Below are 18955 nucleotides of genomic sequence, written 5' to 3'. Positions count from 1 at the left end.
GATATTAAGCAAGTTTTGCTGTTAGGTTAAAATCCAATTCAAAATCGTTGTAGATTAAAGTGTCGCCAAGATTAGTGAAGAAGTTTCCAGAACGGAATTTCATGTCATATTTGGTACGGTCAATGATGATTTTGCCCGTAGCTTTCAAGTCGCTATCGTTTCTTTTTACTTCAAGATTAAAACCAATTGGATGTGTAATGGCTTTAATCGTAAGATTGCCTTCAATAAAATAATTTGAAGAAGATTGTTTAGAAACAGCTGTAATGTCTAAAGCTGCTGTTTGGAATTTGTCTGTAGAAAAGAAATCATCTGAAGCCAAATGTCCGGCAAATTGCTGATTTGTTGCAGGATCTGTGACGTCAAGAATTACGATAGAAGTGGTGTCAATTACAACATTTCCTCCAGTCAGTTCGTCATTAGAAAAAGTAAAAGTGCCTTCTTGAATATTAATTGTTCCATTGTGCTGTCCAGTAACTTTTTTTCCTATCCAGTTTACTTGACTTTCAGTATTCGAAATTTTAAAATTTTTAGTTTCCATTATTCTGTATTTTAAATTGTTATTAATTTATGATACAAAGTAATGGCGGTATTCAAAATTGATTACGTGATGTAGATCACATTTGTTAGTGTGGTTTAGAAACGTTGTACAATCGGCTTAAAGTTTCTCGCGAAACGCCCAGATAAGCCGCAATTAAATGTTTGGGAACAGCATTGTATAGGGCAGGATAGAGAGCCAGCAGTTCTTCGTATCTCGTTTTCGTATCATTATTCATAAAAGAAAGCAATCTTTTCTGAGAAGCCACATAACCGCGATTGGTTCTCCATCTAAAAAAATGCTCCACTTCGTGTATTTCTCTGCAGAGTTTTTCTCGGTCGTCATTTGAAAGAGAGAGAATTTCAACATCCGAAATGCAATCAACATTAATTGTTGCTTTGGTTTTGTTGTAAAGCGCCGCATAATCTGACGCCCACCAAGTAGGCATGGCAAACTGCAGAATATACATTTTTACTTCATCATTAACATAAAAAGATTTTAAACAGCCCGAAATAACAAAATATTCTTTATCAACATTCTGGCCTTCGCTAATAACAGTTTGCCCTTTCTTAAAAGTTTCTGTTTTAAAATGCGAAAAGAAATACTCGAATTGTTCGTCGGTCAATGAAACAATTTTAGAAACATGTTCTTTTAAGAGAGATTTGGCGTCCATTCGCTAAGTTTTAATAAAAAGTAAAAATAATAAATATAAAAACTGACAGACTTGATTTTTCTTGTTTTTAAAGTAAGAAACCAAAAAATAAAGCCTGTTTTTTCGGGGATGAAATTTTACGGTTGGGTCGTAAAAAATGATTATTCGGTGATATAAAAAAGGTGTAAAGCGTTTATTTGGGCAATTTTGCAGAAAGCTTAATTACAAAATTTATGATTTCACCTCTTACTATAATCGCCGCGACAAATTTTTCTGATATTGCAAATAACGCCGTTGCGTATGCTGCTGGTTTAGCCAAAGCTACTGGCGCAAAATTGGTTTTATTTAATTCATTTTCTCTGAGTGTGCATAGTGCCAACTCGCATATAACAGCAGATGCAATGCAGAAGCAGATTGACCGAGCAATTTCTAAGCTTGAAAATGTAGCTAAAGAAATAGCCGATTCATTTCAAATAGAAACAGCAGCAATTTGTACTTATTCTTTTTTAGAAGATGAGCTTTCGAGAATCATTAAGGAAACCAACGCCGATGCTGTCGTAATGGGAATGGCTGAGCGTTCTTTTGAGCAGGAATTATTAGGAAATTCAACGACAACAGCGATTAAAAACTTACAGATTCCGGTTTTGGCTGTTCCTCAGGCTGCCCGTTTTGTGAACATAAAAAAGGTATTATATGCTTGTGACAGCTTAAGTTTTTCGGCTATTAAGAAATTCAGCTGGATCAAAAATACTTTAGGAGGTTTTGGTGCAGAAATTGAGTTTTTTACTGTCGATGATAAATTGGATGATTTGAAAGAAGAGCAGCAGAGAATTTTGATGAATTCAAATATTGAAAAAGAATTTGAAGACGTAAAATATTTGTACAAAACGGTAAGATCGAATGCTGTTATTAACGAAATCAGGAAAGAAATTAAAAATTATGAGGCCGATCTGCTGATTATGGTGCCTCAAAAATACGGTTTTTGGGATTCTTTGGTTCACAGAAGCAAAACTAGGATTCTGGCAGCGGGTCTAGATATCCCATTATTGTCATTTCCGAATTATTAACGATTGATTTGATTTAAAATTAATGATATAAAAATTATAAAGTTTTTTTGAGGAAATAGTATCAAAATAAAATTTAACAGATATTTTTTGATTTTAGAGATTCTATAATTTTTGGAGCTAATTGTCGAATTTCAAAATTATACTTTAACATTTCAGCCAGTTTTGTTAATTATTCTTAATAACCTGCTGGTTTAAGATATTTTTAAATTAATTTTGTGGCACTCTAAAAACGTAATGCAGAAAGGTTTTTTTATCAGTACAGCAACAGCTAAAATTGGGAATTATCTGCAAACTGAAACCGCATTGTATGATTTTAAAAATAAGGTAAATTAAAGGTTCTATACAGAGTTATACCGAGAGAACACTTTGTATAGGTTTTTAATTTATTTTAATTGGATTTTGTATAATGTTCATAGTTTGTTAAGTTTTTAAACATTATTTCTCAAGAAAAGTTATTGCCAACAGATTTAATCGGTTTTTAAGGAATACTATATTGGTTTCCTGTGGTACCTCAAAGATTCTATTCCTATCATGAGCAGTCCAAAAAAAGAAAAAAAGTGTTAAGCGTTGGGTTCTAAGAGTACAAAGCTTAAAAAAAATAAAAAACAATGAGCGCAGTAATTACAGCTATAGGTGGTTACGTACCATCATCAATTTTAACCAACAAAAAAATTTCAGAAACAGTTGATACATCGGAAGAATGGATCATCAAAAGAACTGGAATTAGAGAACGCAGAATCGCAGATGACGATACGGCAACATCTGATCTTGCCGCAGCTGCGATTGAAAATCTTATCGAAAATTATAATGTAGACCGCGAAGAAATAGAAGCTTTGTTAGTAGCAACAGCTACTCCGGATCACATTTTGGCACCAACAGCAAGTATTGTTTGCGATAAAAGCGGACTTACAAATGCTTTTGGAATTGACATGAATGCAGCCTGCAGCGGGTTTTTGTATGCGCTGGAAATGGGGGCAAACATGATTGAAAGTGGCCGTTATAAAAAATTAATCATCGTTGGAGCAGATAAAATGAGCTCAATCGTAGATTACGAAGACCGTAATACGTGTATTCTTTTCGGAGATGGAGCAGGAGCCATTTTATTAGAAAAAAGTGAATCTGATGCTGGTCTAATGAAAACAATCCTGAAAACGGACGGAAGTGGAGTTTCTTCTTTGGCTGTGCCAGCTGGAGGTTCTAGAAATCCAACGTCTATGCAGAGTCTTTTACATAGAACACACTATTTAAAACAAGATGGTGCTTTTGTATTTAAAAGAGCCGTTGCGGCCATGAGCCAGGTTTCGCAAGATGCTTTGGCAAAAAATGAATTAGAAGCAGACCAAATTGACTGGGTGGTTCCACATCAGGCTAATTTGAGAATTATTACTGCTGTTGGCGAAAGTTTAGGAATTGATTTCGAAAAAGTAAAAGTAAATATTGACCGTTACGGAAATACAACCTCTGCAACAGTTCCGTTGTGTTTATGGGATTTTAAAGATGATTTTAAAGAAGGACAGAATGTATTGATAACTACTTTTGGAGCAGGATTTTCATGGGGAGCAACTTGCTTAAAATGGGGAGTTATGCGCGAGAGAAAATCAGCTGAAACTATTACAGCAACCACTAAGGCAGAAGCTGTTCTGGTAGAACACTAATGAGATAGGATTTTTTGAATGAATTAATGAGTAGAAAGAACCAAAATAAAAAATCAGGCAAGAATTTTTTCTATAAATATTACAGAGTTATAGTAATTCCAGCCGTTTTTTTGGTTTATCTTTCTTCTTATTATTGGCTCAATCCGTACCGAGATTTCGAACAACAAAGCCTGCTCGATTTAGACCAGACCTTTGATATTTTCATTATTTTAGTCTATTGCGCAATTTTGACAGAGCTCACACTTTTTGTGGGCCGAAGATTGAATTATTATATAAGATGGGAACAAAATCCGGCATTTAGGGCAATAGCACAGTTTATTTGTTTAATTGCCGGAAATAGTCTCTTAAATTTTATTTTTTCCAGTGTCTGGGATTATTTCTATCCATGTACAGCCTTAGAAGAAAATGATCTGGTTACCATTTGGCAGTCTAAAATTATGGCTGCGATTATTTCGCTTTTCATAAGTGCCATTCATACTGGAATATTTCTTCTAAACAGGTGGCGTTTAAAAGCTATAGAAACTGCTGAATTAAAAGTTAGAGCTTCTGAACTTCAAGAAGCGGTAACACGTTCAAAATTAGAATCTTTAAAAATGCAGTTAGATCCGCATTTTGTGTTCAATAATTTCAGCACTTTGACAGAATTGATTTATGAAGATCAGAAAGAAGCCGCTTCGTTCTTAGAAAATATAACGAGAGTATATCGTTATATGATTTCAAACTCAAATAAAGACACGATTACTGTAAAAGAGGAGATTGAATTTCTGAATGCCTATTTTTATTTGTTGAAGAAAAGATTGGGAGAAAAAATCGACTTAAAAATTGAGGTTGATTCGTCTGCTTTAGCTCTTCATTTGCCGCCTTTAACCTTGCAGTTATTGGTAGAAAATGCTGTAAAACATAATATGGCAACTTTAGCGAATCCGCTTGCTATTTCTGTTTTTTCTGATTCTGGCGATATTGTCGTTCGAAATAATTTGCAAAGAACCGCTGGAAAAACGTTGGTTTCGACAGGAATTGGAAATAAAAACATCGAATTCCGCTATAAAATTTTATCTCAGAGAATGCCGATTTTCACTGAATCAAACGGTTATTATGACGTACGTCTGCCATTAATGTAAGAGTTATGAAAATTTTAATTGTAGAAGATGAAAGCATTAACGCCAGCCGTTTAAAAAGGCTATTGGAAGAGCTCGAACCCAACTGCGAAATTCTTGGCATTATTGATACAGTTGTAGATACTGTTGCATGGCTAAAATTGAATCCACCTCCAGATCTCATTACAATGGACATCCGCTTAGCTGACGGACTAAGCTTTGCTATTTTTGACGAAATCGAAATCACTTGCCCTGTTATTTTTACGACAGCGTATAACGAATATGCGATTCGCGCTTTTAAGGTTAACAGCATCGATTACTTGATGAAACCTATAGAAAAGAACGAATTGGAGTTTGCCTTAAACAAATTTAAATCTTTAAATAAAAACGAAGCCAACGTTACCAATATAGCTGGAATTCTAAAAGAACTGATTGAGAAACCTGTATTCAGAATGCGTTTTTTAGTAACCTATCGCGACGGTTACAAAAGCGTAGATGTCTCCGATATTGATTTTATATATTCTGAATTTAAAACGAGTAATTTATTCCTAAAATCGGGTGTAATTATTTCTATTCCGCAAACTATGGAAGAACTGGAACAAGAATTAGATCCAAATATTTTCTTCCGTGCCAACCGCCAGTTTTTCATTCGTGCAGAAAGCATTAAATCTATTGCCAACTACTTCAACGCAAAACTAAAGATCCAATTAAAACTTGATCCAGAACGCGAGGTAATCATAAGTCGCGAAAAAACGCCTTTCTTTAAACAGTGGATGGATCGCTAATTTTGAGATGCTATCCCAAGTCTTCGGGAATGAGAGGCTGAGATTCTAAGTTTTTGTATTGTAAACGGCTATTCTTTGCTATAAAAAACTGCGATTCTCTGAAGTTATAAAAAAAAGAGGCTTTCTCTAGGAAAACCTCTTTTCAAATAGTTGTGTTGCGGTTTAAGACAAACCGGCTTAGTTTTTAATTAATTGATTAACCAAATGAGCTTCGATAGCAGCTCTTTGAGGTTCGTATTGAGCAGGAAGTTTTAGGTTCTGACCCAATTCTTCTAAGCTTTCATCTACAGTGAACCCAGGATTATCAGTTGCAATTTCAAACAAAACTCCTCCTGGTTCTCTAAAATATAGAGAGTGGAAATACTGTCTGTCAATTTGCGGTGTAATAGACAATCCGTAATCTTCGATTTTCTCTCTGAATTTCATCAAAATTTCATCATTTGGAACACGGAATGCTACGTGATGAATAGTTCCGTTTGCATTTAAACCACGTTTTTCCTCTGGTAATTCCACCAAGTCAACAATGGCAGCATTTTCTACAGCATCTGTTGCATAACGGTAGCGGTTTACCTCTTGATCGATTAATTTATAACCGAAAATGTCAGTTAAGATAGCAGCAGTTGCTTTGATGCTGTTTAAAGTTAAAGTAATGTTATGGAAACCTTTTGTTGCCACATCTGCTTTTACTTCATCTGTTTCCCAAGCTTTTCGGTTATCTTCTGTTTTAGATTCGATTAACTCTAATTTTAGTCCGTCTGGATCTAAAAAAGTCAAATATTTTTCTCCAAACTTTTCAGCTGGTTTATTGTAAATTACATTGTATTTCTCAAAACGTTTCTGCCAGAAATCCAAACTTCCTTTTGGAACAGAATAACCAATTTCTGTTGTCATTCCAGAACCTTTTCTTCCTTGTTGGATTCCTTCTCCCCAAGGGAAAAAAGTTAATATTGTTCCAGCGCTTCCTACTTCGTCGCCAAAGTAAAAATGGTATGTTCCAGGATCGTCAAAGTTTACTGTTTTTTTGATGAATCTTAGTCCTAAAACTTTTGAATAAAAGTCAAAATTACGTTTAGCGTCACCTGCGATTGCAGTAATATGGTGTAAGCCTAATATTTTATTTTCCATGGTATTTGTTATATTAAATTGTTATTGATTTTTCTTTTACAAATTTACGTCCGTTATGCTTCTGGATCGATTAACCTAGATTAAGAAATGAAATACGGCACGTTTTTGATGTTTTTTAAAGAATAACCAAACCCTGTTCCATTTGAGTAAGTGCTTTATTATTAGGGTTTTTAAGAAAGAGCAAATTTGATATTACACGATATATCGTGATTTTGATAATGGAAAATCTATATTCAGAGAATCAATAAAAAAGAAAAATCTTTAAGATTGATATTTTTTCACGCTTTCGATAACTATCGAGATTAAAAGATTTAAGTAAAGGTTTATATTTTTTTTAAACACATAGAAACATAGCTTTTTAGATGTATAAAAGGCGTTTCACTTATTTAAATGCACATAGTTTTTCGCGCTTACTTTTGATTTTTTTCACGCTCCCAATAGCTATCAGGTTTAAAAGGTTTAAGCAGATTAAATTACTTAAAGTAAAACTTTGCAGCTCTGTGTCTTTGCGAGATTTTTTTAGTGTTTGCAAAAAACTTTGTGTCTTAGCGCCTTCGAGGCAAAAAAAATCAATTTAATTCTTTATTGCGATAGCTATCGGGAGTGGCACTTTTTTAAATTACAATTTTATAAATATTGATTTTCGAAGCTTTGGTTCGATATTTTTAGTTTTGTGGCCTTTTCCAGTAGTGTCTTCCACCAATAAAATTGAACCCGTCGGGAATGTTCTTTTTTCTCCCAGCGAAGTTTCGATTTCTACGCCTCCTTCCAGTAATACAATATATTGGCGGTCTGGCGCATTATGAAAATCGTAATCGTAAGACGGACTTACTTCTCTAAAAACAATAGATTTGACAGGCTCATCATCAGATAAAAATCCTATATCGCCATTGTTTTTCAATGGAATTTGAAAGTCTTCGAAGTGACTTTCTCCGCTAGTATCGCTGTAAACACGAGTTATGGTAATCATTATTTTTTATTGAAAATCAATGCATTTGCACAATCTACTTCATCCTGACTGATGGTGTGTCCCATATTAGGATAGATTTTTTTAGTAACGTCAGCACCCATTTTTTCCATAAGCGCTTCTGTATCATTCACTCTTTCTACAGGAACGTGGAAATCAGGATCGCTTGTTCCTATAAAAACAGGAGTATTTTCAAAATTTCCTGAATAATGATTTTCATACACCTTATCACCAATTAGCCCACCTGTAAAAGCTACGATTCCGCCATATTTTGCGGCATTTCGGGTTGTAAATTCCAAAGCAAGACAAGCTCCTTGAGAAAAGCCCAAGAAATAAATATTCTCTTTTTCGATTCCGTTTTGCTGAATTGCAACAACAACCTGATGGATAGCTTCTAATGATTTTGAAAATGAAGGTTCATTTTCGTTTAGGGGTGCCAAAAAAGAATACGGATACCAAGTTCTGTTTTCTGCCTGAGGCGCAACCAACGCAAAATCTTCTACTTTAAGATGTTTGGCGATAGAAAGAATATCATGCGCGCTTGCACCACGACCGTGAATCATGATGAGGGCTTTTTTGGCTTCATTTAAAGGAACGCCATCTGTTAATATATCTGTATTCATAGTTTTTTAATCTTTAATTTTTAAGCCTAGAGACAAGAGTCTTTCATCTCCAGTCTTTCATCTCCAGTCTTTTGTCTTTAATCTTTAATCTTTTCAACGTTACTTCTTCCAAATATCTTCGTATTCATCTGGATGTCTTTTGAATTGCGCATGCACATAAGGGCAAAGCGGTAAAACTTTTAAATTATTGGCGCGAACGTATGCTACCATTTCTTCTAAAAGTTTCTTTGCATAACCTTTTCCTTCTGCTTCTGGTTCAACTCCAGTATGATAAACCGTCAACAAATCTGGTTTAATGCTTACTATCATTTCGCCTAGTTTTTTATCGTCGACATAGAGATTAAAAGCACCATGTTTTTTTTCGTCTAATTCTAATTTTATTGTTTCCATATTCTTGGGTTGTATTTTGTTTTATTTCTATATCAGCAATTTCTTTTTTAGGAAAAGAGATAAAACCATTCTTTAAAGATACTATATTATTGGCAAACTGCAATTCAAAAATGCGTGTTTACTGGCTGTCTCGGTGGTATAAATAGCAAATAATCATAGCAGTTCCAGGCAGAATTAAAGTGCCTAATCCGAAAAACTTTCCTGCAACGGCACCAAGAAAACAACCGATAAGAAATCCAATTATTGTAACTAATTGTTTTTTAAAACTTAAAAGTACTTCGGCATCTTTAAATCCGTTTTTTAATAGATTTCCAAGGTCAAGCGAAGCCTGAGTGACATTTCCTGTCATCATAGTTGTCGGGCCGTGCGTTTCTTTAGCGTAAAGTTTTCCAAAAGCATTCTGAAGCCCCATGGCAAATACAGTTGTCATGGCGATGGTATACATCGTCCATTCTTCGAAATTTTGCAGATAACCAAAGGCGTACGATGCAATGCCGCTTAAAACCAATATTATCCCTTCCCAAAATAAAATAGTATAGCGATTTGTGGCTTTTAAAGCAATTCTTCCCCCTGTAATTACTGCGATAATAAAAACGGGAAAAGTTAGCAGTTTTATCCAAGCATGCAAGTCTGAACCTTTGATAATCTGGTAGGCAAATACGATAAAGTTTCCTGTAACATGCGCCGAAAATATCGAATCAGCTGCGACAAAGGTTACGGTATCGCAATACCCTGCTATTATGGTTAGAAGCAGGGTTACGTACCAAATATTGTTTTGTTTTATTTCCATAATTTCTTTTTAGTTTAAATGTGCGCGAAGCATCCACGCCATTTTTTCGTGATTTTCTACAAGACCTGTAATAAAATCGCTTGTCCCTGCATCTTGGAGATCATTCGCAATAAGATTGATGTTTTCTCGCAGATATATAATGATGCTTTCATGATCGAGAAGCAATTCTTTAATAAAACCATTACTGTCATTTTTCTCTTGTAATTCTTCGCTAAGATGTGTTAACGTTAAGAAATCTTTTAAAGTAGCTGGAGTGTAATGGCCTAAAGAACGAATTCTTTCTGCAACAGTATCCACAATTTCATCGATGGCATCATATTGCTGTTCGAAGAAAATGTGCTTGTTGTAAAAATCTGGACCTTCAACGTTCCAATGTGCTCTTTTTGTTTTGGTGTAAAGTATAAATTCGTCTGCAAGAACTTTAGTTAAAATCTCTACGATTTTTGAAATGTTTTCTTGTTTGATTCCGATGTTTGCTTTCATTTTTAAATTGGGTTTTAATAAGTTATTAATTATGAGTTATGAGTTATGAGTTTTGAGTTTTAAGTTATGGAGGAATCTGAATCAATAAACACATAGAAACATAGATTTTTTCTTGATTTTTGAAAAGAATAAAGAAAGAAACTAGTTTCTAACACATAGATTTATGAACGCTTTGTGAGAACTTGTCAAAGTTTGTAATGGAAAATATCTGCCTAATCTGCGAGAGAATAAAAACATGCTATGTGTATTAATGCAAAGTGAAACGCCTTTTATTTGCTCCCAAAAAAATCTATGTTTCTATGTGTTAAAATATTTGTGCTTAAATCAATTGTTTAATATTGTTACTAAATAGTAATCTAGTGAATACGTTCCTGCGCCAAGGGCAAGAAGCAGTAATAAAGATAAAGTGTACATAAAAGGCACATCGCGCACTTCTAGCGAATCGTTTCGGTGAACCACAAAATAGCCAATTGCAGTGACACCAATTGTAGGTAAGACCGCGAGCCTTGTTCCAAACCCTAGAATGATGAAAAACGGGATGACAGTATCTGAAAATGTTGCTACCAAACCGTTTAGTTTTTCTGGCAGATGCAGCGGATTTGGAACATGTTCTTTTTGTCCGTTTTCGACTCTAAATTTTTTCATTCCGTGTACTCTGAATAATTCAATGGCAAGCAGAACTCTAAAAGCTAAAAGAGCTGCATTGTTGAATGATGTCCCTAAATCGGAATACAGGATTTGTTTTATAATATCAATCATTTTTTGAGATTTAAAAAGCAAAACAAGAACAGCCCAAAGCTCCCCAGAATGCATTATAATTATTAACAGGAACATTGCTCAATCGGGCAGCGTCGTGATTGTGTAAATGAACGTCGCAACTTCCGCTGCAGCTATGAATCTGCGAAGTCAGTTTTGGTTTTGCATCGGCTTTTGCATTTTTTTCAATTGCACTTTGCAAACCGCTCCTTACAGGATATCCGTTATAAATATTTGTTGGTGACCAATCTGGAAGAATCGGAATGTGAGGAGGGGAGAAAGAAGAAAAATCTCCGTTTGCATACACAATTTTTCCGTCTACAATGGTTAAGTCAGCTTCGATTTTTTTAATGTCTTCGTCGTCAATTGCAAAATAATCTCGGTCTAAAACCACTAAATCGGCAAACATTCCAACTTTAATATCTCCTTTTTTTGTTTGTTCTTGCGAGAACCAAGCGCTTCCTCTGGTGTACAATTCCAAAGCCGTTTGTCTGTTCAATCTGGTTTCATTGTACAATTGCAAGCCTCCAACAGTTTTTCCAACCGTCATCCAATACATGGAAACCCACGGATTGTAACTGCTTACTCTTGTGGCGTCCGAACCTGCGCCAACAGGAACTTCCATTTCGATCATTTTTTTGATTGGAGGTGTGTTTTCTGCAGCTTTAGCTCCGTAACGATCTGTGTAATATTCTCCTTGATAAGCCATTCTGCTTTGAACAGCAATTCCGCCTCCTAAAGCTTTTACACGTTCGATGTTTCTTTCATCAATAGTTTCTGCGTGGTCAAAAATCCACGGAAGTCCGTTGAAAGGAATATCTTGGTTTATTTTTTCAAATACATTTAAGAATCTGGTAATGCTTTCGTTGTAAGTCGCATGCAGTCTAAACGGCCAGCGGTTTTCTACCAGAAGACGAACCACTTTTGCTAATTCGGCTTCCATGTTTTCTGGAAGATCAGGTCTTGGCTGTAGAAAATCTTCAAAATCAGCAGCAGAGAAAACCAACATTTCACCAGCGCCATTGTGGCGGTACATATCATTTCCCTGATATAATTTTACGGTATCAATCCAATCTGAAAAATCTTCAAATTCGTGTTTTGGCTTTTGTGTGAAAAGATTGTAGGCAATTCGCACTGTCAATTGGTTCTTTTCATTCAATTCATTCACCACTTTATAATCGTCTGGAAAATTCTGAAATCCGCCGCCAGCATCGATCACACTGGTGATTCCGAAACGATTTAATTCTTTCATAAAATGACGTGTCGAGTTAAGCTGATGCTCATAAGAAAGAGTAGGGCCTTTAGCCAAAGTTGAATACAAAATTATCGCATTTGGCGTTGCAATAATAAGTCCTGTTGGCTCTCCGTTTGAGTCACGCTCAATATGTCCGCCTGGAGGCGCAGGCGTATTTTTGTTATATCCAACAGCTCTCAGTGCCGCTCTGTTCATAATCGCTCTATCGTACAAATGCAGAATAAAAACAGGAGTATCTGGCGCAATAGCGTTGATTTCTTCTAAAGTTGGCATTCTGCGTTCAGCAAATTGAAATTCAGACCAACCGCCCACTACACGTACCCATTGCGGATTTGGAGTGCGATCAACTTGCTCTTTTAGCATTCGAAGCGCATCGGCTAGAGACGGAACTCCATCCCAGCGTAATTCTAAATTATAGTTTAATCCGCCACGAATAAGGTGAATGTGCGAATCGTTGATTCCTGGAACAGCTCTCTTATTCTGAAGGTCGATTATTTTGGTTTCTTCAGAAGCAAACTGCATGATATCGCTGTCATTTCCAACGCCAATAAATTTTCCGTTTTTAATCGCGACTGCTGTTATATTTGGAGTTTCTGGATTGAAACTATGAATTTTTCCGTTGAATAAAATTAAATCTGCTTTCATAATTAAATTATTTAGAGTAGAGCCTAGGATAGGTATATAGGTTTAAATGAACTCTTTAGATTAGTGTTTCAACATAGTATGTGCATATTGGATGCCTATTCCATAAGAACCGCCATATTTTTTCATTAAAGAAGTTACAGGACCATAAGTAGCTTCTCGCGCCCAGTCTCTTTGAAGTTCTAATAAATATTGGATAGAAGTTATAGGAATTGCACCAGCTTGTACCATTCTCTGTACGGCACGTTCGTGAGCTTCTTTGCTTACGTCGCCACAGGCATCTGTAATAATGTAAACTTCGTATCCCTCTTCAATAGCAGATAAAGCAGGCCCAACAATACAAACGCTTGTCCATAATCCAGCAAGAACTATTTTCTTTTTATTTTTTGCTACAATAGCTTTATAGGCATTTTCGTCTTCCCAAGTATTCATTGTTGTTCTATCAATATATCCAGAAGTAGCGATTGGATAAAATTCTTCAACTTCAGGGAAAACAGGACCCGAGAAGCTTTCTTCTGCAACTGTAGTTACCACTGTTGACACATTAAAGATTTTTGATGCTCCAGAAACGATTGCCACATTTGTACGTAATTCGTGTACAGGAAGATTGCTCGTTGCAAAAGCCATTTGACCTTCAAAATCGATTAATACTAAGGCGTGATTGTCTGGTGTCAATAAGTTAGATGATGGTTTCATGATGTTTATTTTTTAGATTTTATAATTAGTCAATAGAGTATTTAATTTCCGAGAGAACTAGCGATATATCGTTATTCTTACGATATGCTGTTATTTTGATATTAATGTGTAGAAAGTTTTTTAATCATTTCAGCAGAAACTGAATCTGCATAAATTCCAAAAGCGCTGGTTAAAACACCTTTTACATTGTAAATGTCAGAGATTATGCCGTATACAATATCTTCATCACCGGGATCAGTATCACCTTCGAAACGAAATAAATATTCGATTCTGAACTCTTCTGGAGACATTCTAAGCGTGTTGGTATTGCATCTGATGCAATCTACATCAAGATTGAAGTTTTCTGTAAAACCTTGTACATTTAGCCATTGTAAAGCTTCGGTAACGGTTTCAAAATAAGGTTGTTGTAATGAACTCATAACTTGGAGAGATTTAAACTGTCTGCAAAGAAGTTTTGCAGACAGTTAGGTTTTAAGAGTTATTTTATGAAAGCTAGAATATCATTATTGATCGTTTCTGCTTCTGTGGTTGGCATACCGTGAGGAAATCCTGGGTAAGAAATCAATTTTCCGTTTTTTAGCAGTTTTGCTGATTTTGGCGCTTGATGATAAGGAACGATCTGGTCATCTTCTCCGTGCAACACAAGAACCGGAATATCTAAACTTTTAAGATCTTCTGTAAAATCAGTTTCAGAGAAAGCTTTAATTCCTTCATAATGAGATAATACAGAACCCATCATTCCTTGACGCCACCAATTTTGCTTAATTCCTTCTTGAACGGTTTGACCTTCGCGATTCCATCCGTAAAAAGGAATAGGGAAATCATAAAAATATTGCGATCTGGTAAAACCCGTTCCTTTTCTGATTTCATCAAAAACAGACAAAGGCACACCTTCAGGATTCGATTCGCTTTGAACCATAATTGGTGGTACAGCGCTAATGATTACTGCTTTTGAGATACGCCCTTTTCCGTATTTTGCAGCATAACGAATTACTTCACCGCCTCCTGTTGAGTGACCAACGTGAATTGCATCTTTTAAGTCAAGAGCCTCAACTAATTGAGCAATGTCTGATGCGTAAGTTTCCATGTTATTTCCTATAGAAGTCTGGCTTGAACGTCCATGACCGCGGCGATCGTGTGCAATAACTCTGTATCCTTTTTGAAGAAAAAACATCATCTGTGCGTCCCAATCATCGCTTGATAAAGGCCATCCGTGATGAAAAACAATTGGCTGTCCTGTTCCCCAATCTTTATAATAAATTTCTGTTCCGTCTTTTACTGTAAATGTGCTCATGGTTTTTGATTTTAAGATTAATATTTGTTTATATTTTTAATTTAAATTGATTTATAGGTTTAAATTTTAAACTTATAAGTGGTATTGTATTTTGTTTTGTTATGATTACACTGCAAATGTATTGCAGATTGAAAGGCCTATCGGTTAATCTAGATTAAGAAGTGAAAATTTTTGTGTTGAATACGTGGTGGGGCATGCTGAAAGAGGGATGTTTGCTTAATTTTCATATTATTCATTTTATATTTGGAAATTATGCCAGACAGTAGCCAATTAACGTGCCTTATTTACAATGGCTTTATTTTAAAGGCTTTATCGAAAAGAGAAAGTTTTTTATTTGCGATATTTCGTTAATTGATGAGGAGTTCGCTTTTTGCAAATGCAATTGATTAGTTATTATCCAATAAAAAATGAAGAAATCGTTAAAATAAATACAAAATAGTATGTACTTTTGCCAGCAACTATTGAACAAGCATTGAAAAGAGTAATCATCATAGCGCTTTCTATTTTAATACTGTCGCCATCTTTTGGCAGCTTGTTCGTTTATGCTTCTTTTAAAATCAATCAAAAAGAAATTGCAAAAACCATCTGTGTGCAACGCAAACAAGCTTTTAATAGCTGTAATGGTCGTTGCGAACTTCAAAAAAGCATTAAAAAATATTCTGATAACGAACGAAAAATGCAGGATAGCCTAAAAGATAAATTAGAGCTTGTATACGTTCAAAATACTGCTGAAACTAATTTTAGTACAATTCCAGTTATCGAATCAAAAGAGAATACTTCAATTTTATTTGAAAAGAAACCTATCGGGGCTTCTAATCTTACTTTTCATCCTCCTCTCTATACAGTATAGAGATTAAAATCCTGTTGTTTTTATAAAATCCAATTTGTGAAATTCCAAATTCCAATTCTGAAATTTGAATTTTCGAATAGTTTTGTTTTGCTCGATTTACTAGTGCTTATAATTCTAGTTGAGATAAAATTACTCAATTTATTTTTCTAAAACTGATTTTGATCTTCTTTTGTAATTGAAAGGAAAACACTTCCATTTTCATTTACACTGCCAATATTTTGGTTTGCTCACAGCATTTTGGTTCTTTTTTGATATTCAAAAATTTATGGCAAGGTGTTGAATATTAAATTTTTTTTATAACATCATCAAATGAAATCTTTTAATTTTTGTATAATCGCACTATTGTTTGCGGTTACTTCCTGTACAATCGATAAAACAGATTACGAAGCTGAAACTGGTTCTGAAGTTCCTGAAAGCTACGAATTTAAAGAAGCGACTTCTTTTATTAATGGGAACTATAAGATAACCATAGATGCCTTAAACGGAACATTCTATAAAGGATATAATGAGCTTCACTTGAAAATTGTGAGCACTCAAAACAATCAGGAGCTGACTTCTTCTGCTGTAACTTTTCTGCCTATTTTGAGCAATGCTGACGGAAGCAAAAGTTCATGTCCGCATGAATATAATCTAGCATATGATCCTACTAACAAATACTACATTGGTTATTCTGTTTTTACTGGCGAAAGCTCAACGACGGCAAGTTGGAAATTGTACATCAGTTTTACGGCTGATAACCAAAAATATGAGATTAATAAAGATATTTCGGTAGCACAGCAACCCAATAAAAATCTAAACATGACGGCTTTTGCAGGAAATGATGGAGAACAATATGTTATAGCATTGATTTCGCCTCAAAAACCTATGGTTTCAGAAAATCCACTTGTGGCAGGGGTTTATAAATACAACAAACCAACCACGCCTGCGGGAACTTTCCCTGATCCAACACAGTTTTCATATACAGAAGTTGTGGGCTATACTTTAAAGTTAGATCCTAGAATGCCTGAACCTTCAATGGGCAATCATTCTTCGCCAAATAATAAAGATTTAACGCAAGGAAATGATGGTTTGTATCACGGTGTGGTTAATTATACGATGACAGGAAACTGGACATTGAATCTAATTATGATGAACCAAAACGGATTAATAGTAAAAGGAACTGTAGTTCCGACCGATCATACGCCGGGGGTTGAAGGCGTGAAAAGCGAACTATATATTGATACTTTATTCTAATAACATGAAATATATTATAATGCTACTTTTTTTGGGAATGTCTGTAACGGCTCAAAACCAGCATGCACATCACGACAGTATTAAAAACTTAGAAGAAGTAACAGTAAAAAACGCCGCAAAAAAGAAAATTGAAACCGAGATGAAAATGGCGGTTTCTGTTGATGAATTTCTGTCATCCTCAGAGAATATCAGTTTTATAAAGCGTGGAGCTTATGCATGGGAACCTTTGTTAAACAATATGAGCACGGAACGTTCTACAGTTACCATTGACGGAATGCATGTGTTTGGCGCTTGTACCGATAAAATGGATCCAATTACGTCTTATGTAGAAAGCAATAATCTCGCGGCAATCGATATTAAATCGGGACAGGAGGGAAGCCTGCATGGATCAACAATTGCAGGAAGCATCGATTTAAAAAGAAAAAGCACGCCGTTTGGACTTCAAAAGAAATGGAATGGAACGTATCAGACAGGATTTGAGTTTAATAATAAGCAGTTTTTCAATTTAGGAAATATCTCTTATTCGGGAACTAAATTTGTGGCTGACGGAAGCATTTCCTACCGAACGGCCGATAATTATCATGACGGAAACAACAATGAAGTAAAGCATTCGCAATACAATAAATTCAATACTTCATTAGGATTTGCTTATAAAACCAGCGATTTATCATCATTACGATTAGACGCGATTTTTGATGTGGCAAAAGACGTAGGTTATCCTGCTTTGCCAATGGATTTGTGGCTTTCACGCGCACTCATTACTTCAGCGTCTTACAAACAATTGTTTGAAGAAGGTTTGGTTAGAGTAGTGGATACGAAAGTATATTTTAATGCAATCGAACATTATATGGATGATACTACACGTCCTGAGAATTTGGTTCATATGGATATGCCGGGTTGGAGCACAACCTATGGCTTGGTTTCTAAAGCCAATTTGAAAAGAAATAACTATTCATCTGAAATTCAGTTGAATGCCTACGATAATTTGTCTATTGCAGAAATGCGTATGTATCCGCAGGATCGAAGCGAAAGAACCATGTTTGCCTATAGCTGGCCTTGGGTAACAACACGTTTTGCTGGACTTTCTATGAATAATTCTTGGGAGCTTTCGGAGAAAAGCACTGTGAATCTTGGCGGTTCTTTGGGGGTGAACTACAATTATTCTAAATATATAGAGTTCAACTGGATTTTTCACCCAGGCGCGCCTCAGGAAAAAACGAGATTTCTGCCAAGTTTAAATGCCAGTTATCAGTTAAATATAGATCAGTTTAATTTTTCTGTTGGAACGGGTTATGGTCATAGAGCGCCTTCTGTTTCTGAAGGTTACGGATATTACATTTATAATAGTTTTGACCGCTACGATTATATCGGAGATCCCAATCTGAAAAATGAAATTTCGTATGAAGGAAATGCAAGCGCAGGTTTTGCAAACGAAAGATTAAGCATTCAGGGAAAAATCAACTATTTCTACATTGACAATTATATTATTGGTAAAATCTTGAGTTTAGGAAGTCCAATGAATTATCAGTCGGTTGGGGTAAAAGGCTATACTTCTTTAGATTATGCAACACTTTTGAATATGTCTGCGAATGTAAGCTACGATATTTTAGAGCATCTGCACTGGAAAGGAACGTTGACTTATGCTCGCGGAATGGACAATAAAGGAGGAAATCTGCCATTTATACGTCCGTTAAGCTATTTGAGTTCATTGTACTATATGTATAAAAATTTCGGAATCCAGACTTCTGTAAATGGCGATTTCGAACAGATTAATTACAGTCCGGAATACGGAGAAGATTTGACTGCGGCTTATGCCATTTGGAATATCTCTGCCGATTATTCTTTTGCAATCAATAAAGTGAGAAGCACAATCCAGATTGGTGCAGAGAATGTATTAAATGAATATTACAGTACGTATGCTGACTGGGGAAATATCCCGAGAATGGGGCGTAATATTTTCACGTCTTTAAAATTGAATTTCTAATTAGAAAAACATCAAGATTAAATTTAAACACATAGGAACATAGATTTTTCTGTGATCTTGAAAAGAAAAAGAAAGA

Annotated in this window: 20 protein-coding genes; 7 read left to right on the top strand and 13 right to left on the bottom strand. The window is 35.3% G+C overall.

Annotation, left to right across the window (positions count from 1 at the left end; genetic code table 11):
* Positions 1–4: 4 nt before the first annotated feature.
* Positions 5–538, bottom strand: a complete 534-nt coding sequence (locus tag GR162_RS07315; protein WP_008463456.1) for a YceI family protein — start codon at positions 536–538, stop codon at positions 5–7.
* 85 nt (positions 539–623) lie between these two features.
* Positions 624–1208 (bottom strand): Crp/Fnr family transcriptional regulator, encoded by a 585-nt coding sequence (locus tag GR162_RS07310; protein WP_160781570.1) that lies wholly within the window; start codon positions 1206–1208, stop codon positions 624–626.
* 212 nt (positions 1209–1420) lie between these two features.
* On the opposite strand from GR162_RS07310, the gene GR162_RS07305 reads away from it, so the two are divergent.
* From GR162_RS07305 to GR162_RS07290, 4 genes are all read left to right on the top strand, one after another.
* Entirely contained in the window at positions 1421–2254 is an 834-nt protein-coding gene (locus tag GR162_RS07305) for a universal stress protein (protein WP_160781569.1), read from the top strand.
* Positions 2255–2862: 608 nt separating this feature from the next.
* Complete coding sequence (locus GR162_RS07300; RefSeq protein ID WP_008463462.1) at positions 2863–3909, top strand: beta-ketoacyl-ACP synthase III; 1047 nt, start codon at positions 2863–2865, stop codon at positions 3907–3909.
* Positions 3910–3935: 26 nt separating this feature from the next.
* Complete coding sequence (locus GR162_RS07295) at positions 3936–5030, top strand: sensor histidine kinase (RefSeq protein WP_160781568.1); 1095 nt, start codon at positions 3936–3938, stop codon at positions 5028–5030.
* Between the two features lie 5 nt (positions 5031–5035).
* Entirely contained in the window at positions 5036–5791 is a 756-nt protein-coding gene (locus tag GR162_RS07290) for a LytTR family DNA-binding domain-containing protein (protein ID WP_119790403.1), read from the top strand.
* A 177-nt stretch (positions 5792–5968) separates the two neighbouring features.
* On the opposite strand, the gene GR162_RS07285 is transcribed toward GR162_RS07290, so the two are convergent.
* From GR162_RS07285 to GR162_RS07235, 11 genes are all read right to left on the bottom strand, one after another.
* Positions 5969–6916 (bottom strand): ring-cleaving dioxygenase, encoded by a 948-nt coding sequence (locus GR162_RS07285; RefSeq protein ID WP_160781567.1) that lies wholly within the window; start codon positions 6914–6916, stop codon positions 5969–5971.
* A 619-nt stretch (positions 6917–7535) separates the two neighbouring features.
* Complete coding sequence (locus tag GR162_RS07280; RefSeq protein WP_160781566.1) at positions 7536–7886, bottom strand: hypothetical protein; 351 nt, start codon at positions 7884–7886, stop codon at positions 7536–7538.
* Complete coding sequence (locus GR162_RS07275; protein WP_160781565.1) at positions 7886–8506, bottom strand: alpha/beta hydrolase; 621 nt, start codon at positions 8504–8506, stop codon at positions 7886–7888. The genes GR162_RS07280 and GR162_RS07275 overlap by 1 nt, the downstream gene beginning before the upstream one ends.
* A 99-nt stretch (positions 8507–8605) precedes the next feature.
* A complete protein-coding gene (locus GR162_RS07270; protein WP_160781564.1) occupies positions 8606–8896 on the bottom strand; it encodes a GNAT family N-acetyltransferase in 291 nt (96 codons plus the stop codon).
* Positions 8897–9014: 118 nt separating this feature from the next.
* The gene (locus GR162_RS07265) at positions 9015–9686 is read right to left on the bottom strand and encodes a YoaK family protein (protein ID WP_066034858.1); all 672 of its coding nucleotides are present in this window, start codon (positions 9684–9686) and stop codon (positions 9015–9017) included.
* A 9-nt stretch (positions 9687–9695) separates the two neighbouring features.
* A complete protein-coding gene (locus GR162_RS07260; protein ID WP_160781563.1) occupies positions 9696–10169 on the bottom strand; it encodes a Dps family protein in 474 nt (157 codons plus the stop codon).
* Between the two features lie 324 nt (positions 10170–10493).
* Positions 10494–10928, bottom strand: coding sequence for a DoxX family protein (locus tag GR162_RS07255; protein ID WP_237421313.1), 435 nt, complete (start codon positions 10926–10928; stop codon positions 10494–10496).
* Positions 10929–10938: 10 nt separating this feature from the next.
* Positions 10939–12825, bottom strand: a complete 1887-nt coding sequence (locus GR162_RS07250; RefSeq protein WP_160781561.1) for an amidohydrolase — start codon at positions 12823–12825, stop codon at positions 10939–10941.
* Between the two features lie 60 nt (positions 12826–12885).
* The gene (locus tag GR162_RS07245) at positions 12886–13518 is read right to left on the bottom strand and encodes a hydrolase (RefSeq protein ID WP_008463483.1); all 633 of its coding nucleotides are present in this window, start codon (positions 13516–13518) and stop codon (positions 12886–12888) included.
* 101 nt (positions 13519–13619) lie between these two features.
* Positions 13620–13937: a hypothetical protein gene (locus tag GR162_RS07240; protein ID WP_008463485.1), complete on the bottom strand. Its 318-nt coding sequence runs from the start codon at positions 13935–13937 to the stop codon at positions 13620–13622.
* A 59-nt stretch (positions 13938–13996) separates the two neighbouring features.
* Entirely contained in the window at positions 13997–14812 is an 816-nt protein-coding gene (locus GR162_RS07235; RefSeq protein ID WP_008463488.1) for an alpha/beta fold hydrolase, read from the bottom strand.
* Positions 14813–15260: 448 nt separating this feature from the next.
* Here GR162_RS07235 and GR162_RS07230 point away from each other — a divergent pair, with 448 nt between their 5' ends.
* The 3 genes from GR162_RS07230 to GR162_RS07220 all read left to right on the top strand — a co-directional run bounded on the left by GR162_RS07230 (position 15261) and on the right by GR162_RS07220 (position 18879).
* Positions 15261–15662, top strand: coding sequence for a hypothetical protein (locus GR162_RS07230; RefSeq protein WP_160781560.1), 402 nt, complete (start codon positions 15261–15263; stop codon positions 15660–15662).
* Positions 15663–15971: 309 nt separating this feature from the next.
* Entirely contained in the window at positions 15972–16895 is a 924-nt protein-coding gene (locus tag GR162_RS07225; protein WP_160781559.1) for a hypothetical protein, read from the top strand.
* Between the two features lie 4 nt (positions 16896–16899).
* Positions 16900–18879 (top strand): TonB-dependent siderophore receptor, encoded by a 1980-nt coding sequence (locus tag GR162_RS07220; RefSeq protein WP_160781558.1) that lies wholly within the window; start codon positions 16900–16902, stop codon positions 18877–18879.
* Positions 18880–18955: the final 76 nt, after the last annotated feature.

It is taken from the genome of Flavobacterium sp. HBTb2-11-1 (genome assembly GCF_009826975.1).
GTDB lineage: Bacteria > Bacteroidota > Bacteroidia > Flavobacteriales > Flavobacteriaceae > Flavobacterium.
Note: the sequence above shows the minus strand (reverse complement) of the source record. Positions and strands in the feature narration are given on the sequence as shown.